The sequence below is a fragment of the Acidiferrimicrobium sp. IK genome (assembly GCF_025499425.1).
In the GTDB taxonomy this organism is placed as follows: Bacteria; Actinomycetota; Acidimicrobiia; order Acidimicrobiales; family Palsa-688; genus Acidiferrimicrobium.
Genome location: NZ_JAIMCB010000004.1, coordinates 237,975 through 252,207 on the forward strand (window position 1 = coordinate 237,975; position 14,233 = coordinate 252,207).

At 70.9% G+C, this 14,233-nt stretch carries 12 protein-coding genes and 1 pseudogene; 11 read left to right on the top strand and 2 right to left on the bottom strand.

Features of this window, described 5'->3' with window-relative positions; all coding sequences use genetic code 11:
• Nucleotides 1-92: 92 nt before the first annotated feature.
• The 6 genes from K6U06_RS08715 to K6U06_RS08740 all read left to right on the top strand — a co-directional run bounded on the left by K6U06_RS08715 (nucleotide 93) and on the right by K6U06_RS08740 (nucleotide 8,849).
• Nucleotides 93-1,172 carry a ferredoxin reductase gene (locus tag K6U06_RS08715; RefSeq protein WP_410051011.1) on the top strand — a complete coding sequence of 360 codons (1,080 nt, stop codon included), beginning with the start codon at nucleotides 93-95 and terminating at the stop codon, nucleotides 1,170-1,172.
• An 83-nt stretch (nucleotides 1,173-1,255) separates the two neighbouring features.
• Nucleotides 1,256-2,434: a fatty acid desaturase family protein gene (locus tag K6U06_RS08720; RefSeq protein ID WP_262321532.1), complete on the top strand. Its 1,179-nt coding sequence runs from the start codon at nucleotides 1,256-1,258 to the stop codon at nucleotides 2,432-2,434.
• Between the two features lie 220 nt (nucleotides 2,435-2,654).
• A complete protein-coding gene (locus K6U06_RS08725) occupies nucleotides 2,655-3,728 on the top strand; it encodes a phosphotransferase enzyme family protein (protein WP_262321533.1) in 1,074 nt (357 codons plus the stop codon).
• A 6-nt stretch (nucleotides 3,729-3,734) separates the two neighbouring features.
• A complete protein-coding gene (locus K6U06_RS08730) occupies nucleotides 3,735-4,184 on the top strand; it encodes an MmcQ/YjbR family DNA-binding protein (protein ID WP_262321534.1) in 450 nt (149 codons plus the stop codon).
• Between the two features lie 105 nt (nucleotides 4,185-4,289).
• Complete coding sequence (locus tag K6U06_RS08735; protein ID WP_262321535.1) at nucleotides 4,290-4,427, top strand: hypothetical protein; 138 nt, start codon at nucleotides 4,290-4,292, stop codon at nucleotides 4,425-4,427.
• Nucleotides 4,428-4,541: 114 nt separating this feature from the next.
• On the top strand, nucleotides 4,542-8,849 hold the full coding sequence (locus tag K6U06_RS08740) for a DEAD/DEAH box helicase (RefSeq protein WP_262321536.1): 4,308 nt from the start codon (nucleotides 4,542-4,544) through the stop codon (nucleotides 8,847-8,849).
• A gap of 139 nt (nucleotides 8,850-8,988) precedes the next feature.
• On the opposite strand, the gene K6U06_RS08745 is transcribed toward K6U06_RS08740, so the two are convergent.
• Nucleotides 8,989-9,885: an FTR1 family protein gene (locus tag K6U06_RS08745; RefSeq protein ID WP_262321537.1), complete on the bottom strand. Its 897-nt coding sequence runs from the start codon at nucleotides 9,883-9,885 to the stop codon at nucleotides 8,989-8,991.
• Nucleotides 9,886-10,000: 115 nt separating this feature from the next.
• On the opposite strand from K6U06_RS08745, the pseudogene K6U06_RS24670 reads away from it, so the two are divergent.
• From K6U06_RS24670 to K6U06_RS08760, 4 genes and pseudogenes are all read left to right on the top strand, one after another.
• A pseudogene (locus K6U06_RS24670) lies at nucleotides 10,001-10,360 on the top strand (acyltransferase family protein); the annotation flags it as partial.
• A 73-nt stretch (nucleotides 10,361-10,433) separates the two neighbouring features.
• Nucleotides 10,434-10,841, top strand: coding sequence for a hypothetical protein (locus K6U06_RS08750; protein WP_262321538.1), 408 nt, complete (start codon nucleotides 10,434-10,436; stop codon nucleotides 10,839-10,841).
• Between the two features lie 55 nt (nucleotides 10,842-10,896).
• Nucleotides 10,897-11,139 (top strand): VOC family protein, encoded by a 243-nt coding sequence (locus K6U06_RS08755; RefSeq protein WP_262321539.1) that lies wholly within the window; start codon nucleotides 10,897-10,899, stop codon nucleotides 11,137-11,139.
• Between the two features lie 22 nt (nucleotides 11,140-11,161).
• Nucleotides 11,162-12,244, top strand: coding sequence for an acetate/propionate family kinase (locus tag K6U06_RS08760; RefSeq protein WP_262321540.1), 1,083 nt, complete (start codon nucleotides 11,162-11,164; stop codon nucleotides 12,242-12,244).
• A 27-nt stretch (nucleotides 12,245-12,271) separates the two neighbouring features.
• Here the strand turns inward: K6U06_RS08760 and K6U06_RS08765 are convergent, their stop codons facing one another.
• Complete coding sequence (locus K6U06_RS08765; RefSeq protein WP_262321541.1) at nucleotides 12,272-13,639, bottom strand: WS/DGAT/MGAT family O-acyltransferase; 1,368 nt, start codon at nucleotides 13,637-13,639, stop codon at nucleotides 12,272-12,274.
• 142 nt (nucleotides 13,640-13,781) lie between these two features.
• On the opposite strand from K6U06_RS08765, the gene K6U06_RS08770 reads away from it, so the two are divergent.
• The gene (locus K6U06_RS08770; RefSeq protein WP_262321542.1) at nucleotides 13,782-13,994 is read left to right on the top strand and encodes a hypothetical protein; all 213 of its coding nucleotides are present in this window, start codon (nucleotides 13,782-13,784) and stop codon (nucleotides 13,992-13,994) included.
• The last annotated feature ends 239 nt before the right edge of the window (nucleotides 13,995-14,233 follow it).

Consider the following 14,233-nt stretch of genomic DNA (forward strand, 5'->3'; position numbering starts at 1 on the left):
AGCCGGTGTCGGCCAGGACCCATCTGGCGACGGTGGCCCTCGGCGCGCTGACTGCGGCCGCGGGCGCGACGGCCATCGAGGCCCGGCGGCGGGTGGCAAGCCGCGGTATCGGGGCGCTGCGCCCCGACACCGACCTCGTCCGGCAGGTCGTCGCCCGGATGACGACGCCGCTGCTGCCCGACGACTACCTGCACCTTCTCAACCCGCTGTGGACCGCACGCGAGGTGCGCGGCCGCGTCGTCAGGGTCGTACCCGAGACCGAGGACGCCGCCACGCTGGTAATCCGGCCTGGCTGGGGATGGTCCTTCGACTACCAGCCCGGTCAGTACGTGGGGATCGGCGTGAGCGTCGAGGGGCGATGGCTGTGGCGCTCCTACTCGATCACGTCGGCCCCCAGGCCCGATCAGCGCCACTTCGCCGTGACGGTGAAGGCCATGCCCGAGGGGCGGCTGTCGGGGCACCTGGTGCGGGGCCTGGCACCGGGGACGGTCGTGCGGCTGGCTGTTCCCCAGGGCGGCTTCGTGCTGCCCGACCCGCCGCCACCCCGTCTCCTGTTTTGGACCGGCGGCAGCGGCGTAACGCCGGTCATGGCGATGCTGCGGACGTTGGTCCGTCGGGGGACCATGCCCGACGTCGTGCACGTGCACGCCGCTCCCGAACGCTCCGAGTCGCTTTTTGCCGACGAACTACGGGCGTTGGCGGATCAGCACGCCAACTACCGCCTGGTCGAGGCGTCCCGCGACCGCCCCGTCCGGGTTGGTGACCTCGAGCGCGCCTGCCCGGACTGGCGCCTCAGGGAGGCGTGGGTGTGCGGCCCGGAGCGCATGCTCGACGATGCGGAGGACCACTGGCGTCGAGCGGGGCTGGGCGACCGGCTCCACCTCGAGCGGTTCAGCGCGTCGCGCACCGCCGAGGCCGAGGGAGGACGGATCACCTTCGCCGCCTCCGACCGCGTCGTGGAGGCCGACGGCGCCACTTCCCTGCTCGAGGCAGGCGAGGGGGCCGGCGTCGCGATGCCGTTCGGGTGCCGGATGGGCATCTGCCACACCTGCGTCGTGCCGTTGGCCTCCGGGGCGGTCCAAGACCTGCGCAACGGCGACATATACCGCGACCGGCAGGGCATCCAGACCTGCGTCACCGCCGCCGCCGGTGACTGCACCATCGACATATGAGCCGACGGAGCGCTGAAAGCAGCGACCGGCCAGCTGCGCCCCGAGGCACGAGTTGCACCCGACCCAGGAGGAGGACGACCTAGATGGCCATAGGAAACGTCAAGGAATTCGCCCACCTGACCGACGAGCAGGTGGAGGACCTTGGACGGCGATTCGACGCCATCCGGTCCTCGATCGAGGCGGATCTCGGCAGCCGCGACGCCCGCTACATCCGTAACCTGATCCGGGTCCAGCGCCGGCTGGTGGTGGCGGCCCGAGTCACCCTCTTCGCCAGCGCCTTCCCGCCGGCGTGGGTAGCGGGAACCGGGCTGCTGGCCGTGGCCAAGATCCTCGAGAACATGGAGATCGGCCACAACGTCATGCACGGCCAGTGGGACTGGATGAACGACCCAGAGATCCACTCCGGGACCTGGGAGTGGGACACGACCTGCCCCGCCGAGGGCTGGAAGCACTCACACAACTACGTGCACCACACCTTCACCAACGTCCTCGGCAAGGACAACGACGTTGGTTACGGGATCCTGCGTGTCCGGCCGGAGCAGCCGTGGCACCCGTTCAACCTCGGGCAGCCGGTCTACAACGCCCTGCTCGCCCTGCTCTTCGAATGGGGAGTCGCGCTCCACGACCTCGACATAGAGGCGATCCGCAAGCGCCGGAAAGACCCCGCCGAGACCCGCCGTCAGCTCAAGGTGATCTGGCGCAAGGTCCGCCGCCAGGTCGGCAAGGACTACTTGGTGTTCCCGCTGTTGTCGGGCCCGGCGTTCGCGTCCACCGTCACCGCCAACGCGACCGCCAACCTGATCCGCAACCTGTGGTCCTACATGATCATCTTCTGCGGCCACTTCCCCGACGGCGCAGAGGTGTTCCTGGAGGAGGAGCTCGAAGGGGAGCAGCGACCGCAGTGGTACCTGCGCCAGTTACTCGGCGCCGCCAACTTCGAGGGTGGCCGCCTGCTGCATGTCATGTCAGGCAGCCTCGGCTACCAAATCGAGCATCACCTGTTCCCAGACCTCCCATCCAACCGCTACCCCGAGATCGCGGCGCAGGTCAGGGAGCTGTGCCGCACCTACCGGCTGCCCTACACCATCGGGCCGCTGCACCGGCAGTACGGCCAGACCTTGCGGACGCTGCTCAAGCTGAGCCTGCCGGGGAGCAGCTCCCAACGCCGCCGTCGCGGCGAGGGGCGGCGGGCGCCGCGCGCGACCATCGAGGAGCTGCGCCGCTACGACGGGCCGATGGCGCCGCAGGCCGCCGTCTCGTAGCCGCTCGCCTGCGGCCCCGCCGCCGGGGGCCAGTCCCTTGACAACCCGACGCCGGTCAGGAAAAGTGACCCGCGGCGGCGACCGGTCGCCGAGCCGTGGGACATCCGCCCCAGTCGGGGTCCCATGGGCGAAGGGGATTCGCCCTCTCGGTCGTCAGTGTCACAGGCCATCTTCCAACACCGCGTCGCTGGGGGACGAAGGTGTCGAGGGAGGCTTGTCGATGACGAAGGATTCTGGTTTCAAGAAGGCGGTCCGCCGTCACGCCGAGGCGACCGGGCAGCGCTACACCGACGCCTTGAACGATCTCGTCGGTCTCGGCAGGCGCATGGACCACCAGCCCGACGCGGCCCGGCTCGTGGCCCATCTCCGGGCTCACTACGGGGTCGACGCCGTCGCCGCCACGAAGCTGAGCGCTCACAAGACCTACGTCTTCCGCGTCGAGCGCTGCGACGGCGACCCGTGGGTGGCGCGGGCGTTCCCGCCGGCCCGCCCCCGCGTCGGTGTAGAGGGCGACGCCGCGATCCTCCGGTTCTTGGAGCGCCACGACTACCCGGCCGAGCGCCTGGCAGTCGATGATGCGGTGTCGGACTTCGACGGAGGCGCTTTGCTCGTGACCGATCTCGTCGCCGGCGACCCCCTTCCAGATGGGTCAAGCAAGTTCGCGATGATGGGCGATCTCCTCGGACGCCTGCACGCGCTTGGCTGGGATGAGTCGGTCAGCCGGCCCGGCGGCGCGAGCGGGGAGGACCCCACCCGCGAGGGTTCGCCACGCCAAGACCTTCTGGCTGCGTTGGCGTTCCTGGATGCGGTCGACACGAAGGTCGCGCCGGGCGAACGCGAGCGCTTCGAGCGACTCCGCGCCGAGGTGCGAGCCGCCGACGACGGCGACGGACTGCCCGAAGGGTTGCTACACGGCAACCTGCTCCACGCACCCGACCACGCGGTCCTGACCGACCGCGGCCCGGTCGCGATCAACTGGAAGGCCTCCGGGCGCGGACCTCGACTCGCCGACTTCGCCTACCTGATCTGGGGGACGGGATCCTGGAATCCCCGCCGGCCTGACCGGGAACGGATCGACGCCGCGGTGAGCGCCTACCGCCGCCACATCGAACCGACCGCGGAGGAGTTCGAGCGGCTCGAGGCGGTCATGTGCGTTCGGCCGCTCTACCTTGCTTGCTACGGATACCGGCGTGCCGTCACCAACGGCCAGCCCTTCAACGAATGGGGATTCATCCGGCCCCGGGACTACTTCAACGCAGCCGCGGCCGCGACCCGAGCCGCATTCGGCCGTTAGGTAGTGGTGCCCGCCGCTTCTGGCGCCCCCGTCGAGGTCCCCACCGACGTCCTCCAGCGGATCAGCGCCCTGTGCTTGGCACTGCCCGAGGTGACCGTCCGCGTCGACGAGGCGCGGATTGATGGCAGGTCAACGGCGCATTCCTTCGACGTGCGCAAACGGTCGTTCTGTCTGCTGGTGGCCGTACGCAAGGTCAGCGGCGAGCCTTCCCCGCTGGTGGTAGTACGCGCAGACTTGGCCGAACGGGCCGCGCTCCTCGAGGTCGGACACCCCTACTTCGCACCGCGGGCCGGAAGGGACCGGATAGGAGTTCGACTCACCGGCGACACCGACTGGGAGGAGATCCGCGACTTGCTGACCGACAGCTACTGGAGGGTTGCGCCCAAAAAGCTAGCGGCTCGCCTGGTCCAGCCGCCGGACACGCACCAGGGGCACGACACCTCTCCGCCCGCGTGACGCGAAGGTGGCCTGGATACCCACACCGCCGGCTACGCACTATTCGGGCTAAATGGGCGATATGGCGGGGGTATCAAATGCCGGAAGGGTGGGTAAGTCCCGGGCATGCTCTTCGACATCCTGATCGCCCTCGTCATCGTCGCGATTGCTGCGGTCCTAGGTCTGGTGGTTCACCCGGTGCTCTGGGTGCTCGTCATCGTCGCGGTCCTCTGGCTGGTCGGACGCAACCGGGCCAGGGCCTGAGCCGCCGCCGGCGTCAGCCGGCCAGGCGGCCCGGCTGGCCCCGGTCGTACCCTCCGGGTCCGGTCGTAGCTTCCGAGTCTCGATCGTCACAGGGTGCTCCTACGATCGAACCCGATGCTCCTGGCCCCCGATCCGGCCTCGACCGAGGTGCCGCAGGGTTTTCACCCGGCGGTGGCCTCGTGGTTCGCGGCCCGCTTCCCCGAGGGTCCGACCGAGCCGCAGCGCCTCGCCTGGCCCCTGATCGCGTCTGGGACCGACACGCTGGTGGCGGCCCCGACCGGGTCGGGCAAGACGCTCGCCGGTTTCCTCGTCGCCATAGACCGTTTGTATCGCGCCCACGCAGACGCCGCTAGCTCATCGGGATCTTTGCCCGGGCTCGGCGCCCCTGCCCCGGAGGTCACCAGGGTCGTCTATGTGTCGCCGCTACGGGCCCTCACCGTCGACATCGCCGAGAACCTCCAGCGTCCGCTGCAGGAGATCGCCGAGACGGCCGCCGGTCTCGGGTTGGACGCCCCGGCGATCACCGTTGGGGTCCGCACCGGTGACACCGCAGCGGCGGAGCGGGCCCGGATGCTGCGCCGCCCGCCGAGCTTGGTCGTCACCACCCCCGAATCGCTGTATCTGATGGTGACCTCGCAGCGGGGCCGGGCGGCGCTGGCCACGGTGGAGACGGTCATCGTCGACGAGATACACGCGGTGGCAAGAGACAAGCGGGGCGCTCACCTGGCGGTAACCCTCGAGCGGCTCGAAGCGCTGTGCCCGCGCCGGCCGGTGCGCATCGGCTTGTCCGCCACCCAGCGCCCCATCGAGACGGTGGGCCGTCTCCTCGTCGGGGACCGGCCGCTCCCGGCGACCGTCGACGTGGGCCACCGACGGGTAGCCGACCTCGCCCTCGAGCTGCCCGGCGGCGAGCTGGAGGCAGTGGCGTCGGAGGCCCAGATCGCTGACGTGCTGTCCCGTATCGCCGTCGAGGTCTCCAAGCACCGCACCACCCTCGTGTTCGTCAACACCCGCCGGCTGGCCGAACGCTTCGCCTACCAGCTGGGCGAGCTGATCGGCGGGGAACTCGTCGCCGCCCACCATGGCAGCCTGTCGAAGGACCGCCGCTACCGGGTCGAGGCTCGCCTGCGCGCCGGTGAGCTCAAAGCGCTGGTAGCCACCGCATCGCTGGAGCTAGGGATCGACGTCGGGCCCGTCGAGCTGGTCTGCCAAATCGGCTCCCCCCGCTCGATCGCGACCTTCTTGCAGCGGGTCGGGCGGTCCAACCACAGCCGCTCCGGCACCCCCAAAGGGCGGATCTATCCCACGACTCGCGACGAGCTGGTCGAGTGCAGCGCGCTGCTCATGGCCGTACGCTCCGGCGAGCTCGACGCCATCGTCCCATCCCACCTGCCTCTCGACATCGCGGCCCAGCAGATCGTCGCTGAGGTGGCATCCAGACAGTGGCGCACCGACGACTTGTTCGCGCTGGTCCGGCGGGCCGCTCCCTTCGCCGAGCTACGCAGGGAGTCGTTCGACGAGATTGTGACCATGCTGAGTGATGGGATCACTACCGGCAGAGGTCAGCGCAGCGCCTACCTTCACCACGACGCAGTCAACGGCGAGCTCCGCCCCCGCCGGGGAGCGCGGCTGGCCGCGGTGACATCAGGCGGGGCGATCCCCGAGACCGGCGACTACCGGGTTCTCGCCGACCCCGACGACACCCTCGTCGGCACCGTCAACGAGGAGTGGGCCGTCGAGTCCTCAGCAGGTGACATCTTTCTGCTCGGCACCCACTCCTGGCGGATTCGCCGGATCGAGCCGGGCGTGGTGCACGTCCGCGACGCCGGTGATCAGCCCCCGACCGTGCCCTCCTGGCAGGGCGAGGCGCCGGCTCGCACCGCCGAACTGTCGGCCGCGGTGTCCGCGGTGCGCGCCAAGGTCGAGGGCCACCTCCTGTCCCAGGAGCCGGAGCGGGCTCGGGGGTGGCTGTGCTCGGCGGCCGGTATCGGTCCGGAAGCTGCGGCGGTGATCGTCGAATATCTGGCGGCGGGGCGTGCCGCCCTCGGCGCCATGCCGACACGGGAGTGCCTCGTCGTCGAGCGCTTCTTCGACGACACCGGCGGCATGCAGCTCGTCTTGCACTCGCCCCACGGCGGACGGGTCAACCGGGCCCTCGGCTTGGCCCTGCGCAAGAAGTTCTGCCGGACCTTCAACTTCGAGTTGCAGGCCGCCGCCACCGACGACGCAGTGATCTTGTCCCTCGGCCCCCACCACAGCTTCCCCCTCGAGGAGGTCATCCGGTATGTCCGGGCCGCGACGGTGCGCGACACCCTCGAGCACGCGATCTTGGATTCGCCGATGTTCCAGTCCCGCTGGCGGTGGAACCTCAACCGGGCGCTGATCGTGTTGAAGTTTCGCGGCGGTCGGCGCAACCCACCGGCCATCCAGCGGATGGAGTCCGACGACTTGATGGCCGCGGTGTTCCCGCAGGCGGCCGCGTGCCAGGAAAACATCACCGGCCCGGTCGACATCCCCGACCACCCCCTCGTCCGCCAGACCGTCGAAGACACCCTGCGCGAGGCACTCGACATTGAGGGAGTGACCTCGCTGCTGCGCGCGATCGAGGCCGGCGAAGTAGCGGTGCGCTGCGTCGACACGACCGAGGCGTCGGCACTGGCCCATGAGATCGTCACCGCTCGCCCCTACGCGTTCCTCGACGACGAGGAGTTCGTCAACCGCAGGACCAACGCGGTGCGCCTCCGGCGGGGTTTGCGGGTCGACCTGGACTCCATCGGCGCCCTCGATCCAGAGGCGATCGCGGCCGTGCACGGCGAGGTCGCGCCGGTGCCGCAGTCCGCCGACGACCTGCACGACCTCCTCGCCGCGACCATCGCCGTTTCTCCCCGAGCGGATTGGACCGACATGTACGACCAGCTCGTAGCCCGGGGCCGGGCCACGACGGTGGAGGTCGCGGCTGGCCGCTGGTCCACCACCGAGCACGCCGAGGTGGCGGCCGCCGCTTACAACGGCGACCAGGGAGCCGCCGTGCGGGTCGTGCGCGGCCACCTCGAGATCAGCGGTATCGTCACCGCCGACGAGCTGGCCGCCGCCACCGGGCTGGCGTCCATGACCGTCACAGTCGCGCTGGCCGCGCTGCAGGCCGACGGGTTCGCCCTTCAGGGTCGGTGGCGGGCGTCGGCGGGGGAGGGCACCCTCGAGTGGGTCGCCCGCCGGTTGCTGGCCCGGATGCACGCGTCTTCCAGACGCAGCCGCCGCGGCCGGGTCGAGGCGGCCAGCGCCCAGGACTTCCTCCGGTTCCTGCTCCGCTGGCAGCATGTGGCGCCCGGCACCCAGCTCGCCGGCGACAACGGGCTGGTATCGATCATCGAGCAGCTGCAGGGATTCGAAGCGGCTGCGGTGGCCTGGGAGCCGGAGCTGTTGGCCCGCCGGCTGCGCGGATACGACCCCGCCTGGCTGGACCGGTTGTGCCACGACGGCTCGGCCGCGTGGCTGCGGCTCATCCCGCCGGTGCGCCGGGAGGCGCCTGCGGTCGCCGCCGCCCCGTCCAAGGCCACGCCCATAGCCGTGGTGTTCCGCAACGACCTCCCGTGGCTGCTGGCCGCCGCCCGCTCCACCTCAGCCCTGGCTGCACCGGAGCTGGGAGCGACGGCGGAGATCGCCGAGCAGCTGGCACGTCGGGGGGCGTCGTTCCCCGCCGACCTGGCGGTGGCGACGCGCCGGTCACCCGACGACGTGGTCCGCGGCCTGTGGGACGGCGTGGCGAGGGGGATGTTCATGTGCGACGGGTTCTCCGCCATCCGAACCCGCATGGCCCCGCCGCCGATGCCGTCGCGGCGCATGTCGCGCCTGGGGCGGGCGGCCCGGATCCCGGTCGCGGCCGCCGGGCGCTGGTCGTTGACGCCTGGGTGGGCTCCGCGCCAAGAGGCGCTCCCCGGCCGAGGCGTCCCGGCGACGAGCCAGGGGCCGGCGCCCGTCGAGACTCGGGGAGACGTCGGGGTCCGGGCAGACATCGACGATCCGTTGGCCGGCGGAGTGCTGGCCGGCGACAGGGACGAGCTGGCCGAGGCGGTGGCAGAGCAGCTGCTGACCCGGTGGGGAGTGGTGTTCAGGGACCTAGCCGGATGCGACTCGCTGCGCCTTCCGTGGCGGGATCTGACCTGGGCGCTCAGGAGGCTGGAGGACCGCGGCCTGGTACATGGCGGCCGCTTCGTCGCCGGGTTCGCCGGCGAGCAGTACGCGCTCCCCGAGGCCGCCGAGCAACTCCTCGCCGTCCGGGACCTGCCCCGCTGCGGCGAGCAGGTGACAATCAACGCGGCCGACCCTCTCAACCTGGTCGGCAGCATCGTGGCCGGCCCTCCGGTGCGGTCGCTTCGCACCCGCACCGTCACCTACATCGACGGCGTCCCCGCCTCGACGTGAGCCACCGCCACGGTCGTCGACGAACTGCGAAGACGGCAGCAGCCCCGAGCTGGACAAGACCGTCGCCGCCACCCGCCAACAGGTGGCTCCGAAACCCACCCTCATCAGAAGTGACAGATGAGACAGATTTCGGAACGGTCTAGGGGATCGAGGAGGGCAACTTCGACGCCGAAGCATCGGCCGAGCCGGCGGCCACCGGGGCGCCAGGGACGGCGGCTCCCGGCGAACCGGGACGAGACCGGCCGAGAAGGATGAACGCAGTTACCGCCACCGCCACGTAGCAGACATACACCGTCACCTGCAGGACCGTGGGCTGCTGGGCGTAGCCGAAGAAACTGTGGACGATGTCACCAAGGGTGCTGTCCTCGCTCAACGTCCCCGACGTGTTCCACAACGCGTGGTGCAGGAAGTTGACCCACCCGAGCTCTTGGAGGTTCTGGACGGCGTCGGCCAGGATCCCCGCCGCGAACACCATCAGCAAGACCCCGACCACCTTGAAGAACACCGCGAAGTTGAGGCGGGCACCGAGCCGGTAGATCGCGAATGCGATGACCAGGGCCACCACCAGCCCCGCCACGCCACCACCGATCACCCCGTGGGCGGAGGACGCGAAGACGATGGCCAAGGTGAACACCATGGTCTCCAACCCCTCCCTCCCCACCGCCTGGAACGCCAGCAGCGCCAAGCCCCAGCGAGCCTTCCCGTCGATGGCGGCGTCGGTGCGCTCCCGCAGCTCACGCGACAGGCTCGGGGCGTGGCGGCGCATCCAAAACGTCATGTACGTCAAGACAGCTGCGGCGACCAGGTAGGTGACCGTCTCGAAGATGGTCTGGGTCCGGCTGCCCGCGTATGTCTTCAGCGTCAGGTAGGCGGTGACGCCGCCGACGAGCACCACCGCGAACGCGACGCCGACACCCAGGAACACGTCGCGGAAGTGGCGCTCGAGGCCGAGGCGCTTGAGGTAGGCCAGAAGGATCGCCACGATCATGCTGGCCTCGATCCCCTCGCGGAGAAATATTACGAATGTCGCGGCCATCTATTAGGTCTACCTAACATCGACGTGGATGTCAAGAGGGTGGGGCCAGGCAGCTGGGTAAAAGACCGCAGGCCACGACCCGCCGCAGAGGTGGATAGCCCGACCCGCCGCAGAGGTGGAGACCGCACTACTCGAGGCAGCGACGAAGCCAATCCCCGACATCACCACCCTCTCGCCCCAGGCGACGCACCGCCTCGGACACCGTCCGGCACTGGACGGGATGCGGGCGTTGGCCATCGCGGCGGTAATGGCCTTCCACCTCCCTACCAGGACCGCGGTACGCGGCGGGCTGTTCGGCGTCGACATCTTCTTCGCCCTCAGCGGCTTTTTGGTCACCGCCCTGCTTCTCGGCGAGCACCACCGCAACGGGCGGATCCGCCCCGGGGCGTTCCTCGCCCGGCGAGCATGGCGCCTGCTGCCAGCCCTGTTCGCGTTCCTCGGGGTGTACGTGGCGCTGGCCGCGGCGTTCGGCGGCTCGCCCTGGTTGGCCGGCCTGCTGCGCTGGCGGCCGCAGGCTACCGCGGTGAGCGGCAGCAGCCACCGCCTCCGTGTCGGGGCTCTACCCGTGGGTCGCTTGGCACGGCGGGCGAGGCGCCAACGTCATCTACTTCGGGTCCCTCAGCCGGATGCAGGGCTTGCTGCTCGGGTCGCTCGGCGCCCAACTTTGGGTCCTCGGGGTCACCGACTGGGTCTCGGCACGGGCCCGGCGCGCGGTCGGCTGGGGAGCAACGGCGGTGCTCGGCCACCTGGTGTTCGGTGTCGGCAACGTCACGTTCAAGTATCTCGGGGCCCTCACCGTTGCCGGCGTTGCCGCCACCGCGGTGACGGGTTCCCTCCTCGTCGCCGAACTGTCATGGCGGTTGATCGAGGCGCCAGCGCAGCGATTGGCCCGGCGGCGGAGCCCCGGCCCGGCGGGGTCCCGGGTCCCGGTGGGCTCCCGGAGCGGCCTGGCATGATGGGCCGGCCTCGGGCGAAGGGCCCGAGACCACCGTCACCTTGGGGGCACTGCGCATGCCGGGGCTGCTCCGCATCCACCACTTCTCACCAACCGTCTTCGACGAGAAGGGCACCGGCCTCGACCACGTCGCGTTCGAGGTCGCCGACATTGACGAGCTGCAGCAGTGGGCGGACCGCCTCGACAGCATCGGGGTGGCTCACAGCGCGATCCGCTCGGTGACCGACCCGGTACCTTTCTCCACCGTGGTGTTTCGCGACCCGGACAACATCCAGCTCGAGCTGATCGTGATGGGATGACCGGGCCGGAGCGGAGCGCTGAGTGAGGATCCTCGCGGTCAACGCCGGGTCGACGTCGGTCAAGCTGCGCGTCGTCGGTGCCGGCGGAGTCGAGCAGTCCGAGGACCTCGGGGCGCCCGGCGAGGGGCTGGCCGCCGAGCTCGACCGGTTCCTCGAGCGGGCCGGATCGCTCGACGCGGTCGCCCACCGGGTGGTGCACGGGGGCGCCAGGTACCGGGAGGCGGTGCGCATCGACGACGCCACCCGGCGCGCTCTCGACGAGGTGACGGCCCTGGCCCCGCTGCACAACCCGCCGGCGCTGGCCGCGATCGACGCCTGCCGGAGGGCCCGTCCCGACATCCCGGCGGTGGCCTGCTTCGACACTGCGTTCCACGCCACGCTCCCGCCCGACGCGTACACCTACGCCCTGCCCCGGGAGTGGACCGAGCAGCGAGGCGTGCGCCGATTCGGCTTTCACGGACTGTCGTGTGCGTGGGCGGTGCGCCGGCTGGGGGAGATGCTTCCGGCGTCACCGCGGCGGGTCGTGGTCTGCCACCTCGGCGGCGGCGCGTCGGTGACCGCCGTCGCCGATGGGTGTTCGGTCGACACGACGATGGGCTTCACGCCGCTCGCCGGATTGGTGATGGCGACGCGCAGCGGCGATGTGGACCCCGGGGTGCTGCTTTGGATGTTGCGCAGCGGGGTCAGCCCGGCGCAGCTCGGCGACCTGCTCGAGCACCACTCCGGTCTGGCCGGCCTCTCCGGTCAGAGCGGCGACATGAAGTCCCTCTTGGCCTGCCGCCGTGATGGTGACGAGACCGCCGCCGGGGCGGTCGCGGTGTACCTCCACCGCCTCCGCTCCGCGGTAGGGGCCATGGCAGCCGCCGCGGCGGGGATCGACTGCCTGGTGTTCACCGGCGGCGTCGGCGAGGGCGCCGGCGAGATCCGCGCCGAGACCTGCGGACAACTGGGATGGCTTGGCGTCGCCCTCGACCGGCGGGCCAACGAGGCCGCCGGCGCCGACGACACGGTGATCTCGCCGCCCGGCGCGGCGGTCACCACCGTGATCGTGCACGCCCGGGAGGAGCTGCAGATGGCCTCCGAGGCCCGCCACCTCCTCGACTGAGGAGCGGGGGGTAAGGGGGGTGCCCGCTCAGCTGGCCGCTTCGAGCTCCTGGAGCCCGGCGTCGAGGCCGGTGAGGAGCCGCTGGAGGTGGGGCACGCTGCGCCGGCACCCGGTGACGCCGAAGTCCATGCTGGCGTTGTAGCTGGTGGCGGTGATGTTGAGCGCTTGGCCGGCGAGGGGGATCGACAGCGGGTAGCTGCCTTGGAGGCGGGCGCCGTTCCAGTACAGCGGATGGTCGGGTCCGGGGACGTTGGAGATGATCAGGTTGAACGCCGGGCGGGTCACCCGGTGGACGCCGAGCAGCGACTCGACGGCCATCGGGGTCATCACCGCGGCGCTCAGTGCCATGGCCTGCAGCTTGCTCATCCGGCGCAGCAGGGCCTTGCCGTTCTCCATCGACTCGTGGATGACCTCCAGGCGGGTCAAAGGAGCTGAGTGGTCGGTGGCCAGGTTGCAGAGGATGGCGCCGACCGCGTTGCCGGCGGTGCTCTCGTCGCCGTCGCCTCGCAACGAAACCGGGGTCATGGCCACCAGCGGCTGGTCAGGAAGCGCGTCGGCGTCGAGCAGGTACTCCCGCAGCGACGCCGCGCACATGGCCAGCACCACGTCGTTGATGGTGGCGCCGGTGCGGTCCGCGACGGCCCGCAACCGCTTGAGGGGCCAGCCCTGCGCGGCGTAGCGGCGTGACCCGGTGATCGGCACGTTGAACATCGTGCGCGGCGGCGGCGCCGGCAGCAGCGCGGCCTGTTCGCGCATGGCGTGAGCACCGGCGGCCGCCAGGCGGGGCCCGAGCGACGCCAGGTCCCCCGCGGCGTGGAGCAGCGATGCGGACTGCTCGACCACGCCCGGCCTGGGGCGCCGGCTGCTTCGTGGTCCGCTGACCTGCGGCTCCCAGGGCAGCGGGGTGGCCCGGTCGTCGGGATCGGTGCTGAGCGAGCGCTGCAAGAGCCGCAGCGCCGATACGCCGTCCATCATCGAGTGGTGCAGCTTCGAATAGACCGCGAAGCGGTCCCCGTCGAGGCCCTCGATGATGTGGGTCTCCCAGAGGGGACGTTTACGGTCGAGGAGCGTGCCGTGCAGGCGGGACACCAAGGTGAGCAGCTCGCGGACCCGTCCCGGGCGGGGCAGGGCAGAGTGGCGCACGTGGTGCTCGAGGTCCACCTCGTCGTCGACCTCCCACTTCCACGCGCCGAGGGTCAGGGCCGAGCGGTGGGGGCGCCGGCGGAACAGGGGAGCGACGTCGCCGGCGCCGAGGGCGTGCTCGTAGAACTCGCGGACCCACTCCGGACCGGCGTCGGCGGGCAGGTCAAAAAGCTGCAGCCCGCCAACATGCATCGGCTGGGCTCTGGTCTCGGGGGCCAGGAACATGGCGTCGGTGAAGGGCATCAGGCCCATGCGGGGGTCCTCCTGGATCCGGCCGGAAGCTGGTCGGTTCCGGTTCGACGCCGCGGGCCGAAGTTCCTCTGTCGGGGCCCGACGCCGGCGGGCGCCCGTCGGGCGGCCGTTTGACCGGCGGGGCGGGGGGAAGACCTCCGGAATGCCCGAGCGCGACATCGACACCTCCAACCCTGACATCGACCAGGCCGACACCTCCTTCGGCCATCAGGCCCGCCAGAAGCAGGAGCGCGCCGACCGCCTCGAGGAGCAGGGCGTGGACCCGACCAGCCAGCCCGAAGGGGAGGGCGCCGACCCTCGCCCCCGCGCCGGCGGCAAGGCGTCCGGCGGGGCGCCGCCCGGGGCCGGCCGCTGAGGCCCCGGGTCCAGGTCGCCTCGCTGCGGGAGGGTCGGCCACGGGTAGCACAACGCCCCCGATCCGGCGATCAGGGGCGCTGCGGGCCCCGCTAGGAGGCGTCGGGGGACATCTACCCCATCGGGGGGCGCTTAAGTACCGCCCGCCGTCGATGCGGCCCGGCCGGTCGGGCAGGGTCGTTCAGCCCTAGCCCGGGACGCTGCTTAGGAGGAATATCCATACACGAGACGACGAGCCAG

Coding starts and splice junctions, on each gene's coding strand:
- K6U06_RS08755 (WP_262321539.1), top strand. CDS start 10,897: ATGCCGGGGCTGCTCCGCATCCACCACTTCTCACCAACCGTCTTCGAC.
- K6U06_RS08765 (WP_262321541.1), bottom strand. CDS start 13,639: ATGGGCCTGATGCCCTTCACCGACGCCATGTTCCTGGCCCCCGAGACC.
- K6U06_RS08740 (WP_262321536.1), top strand. CDS start 4,542: ATGCTCCTGGCCCCCGATCCGGCCTCGACCGAGGTGCCGCAGGGTTTT.
- K6U06_RS08735 (WP_262321535.1), top strand. CDS start 4,290: ATGCTCTTCGACATCCTGATCGCCCTCGTCATCGTCGCGATTGCTGCG.
- K6U06_RS08725 (WP_262321533.1), top strand. CDS start 2,655: ATGACGAAGGATTCTGGTTTCAAGAAGGCGGTCCGCCGTCACGCCGAG.
- K6U06_RS08720 (WP_262321532.1), top strand. CDS start 1,256: ATGGCCATAGGAAACGTCAAGGAATTCGCCCACCTGACCGACGAGCAG.
- K6U06_RS08745 (WP_262321537.1), bottom strand. CDS start 9,885: ATGGCCGCGACATTCGTAATATTTCTCCGCGAGGGGATCGAGGCCAGC.
- K6U06_RS08770 (WP_262321542.1), top strand. CDS start 13,782: ATGCCCGAGCGCGACATCGACACCTCCAACCCTGACATCGACCAGGCC.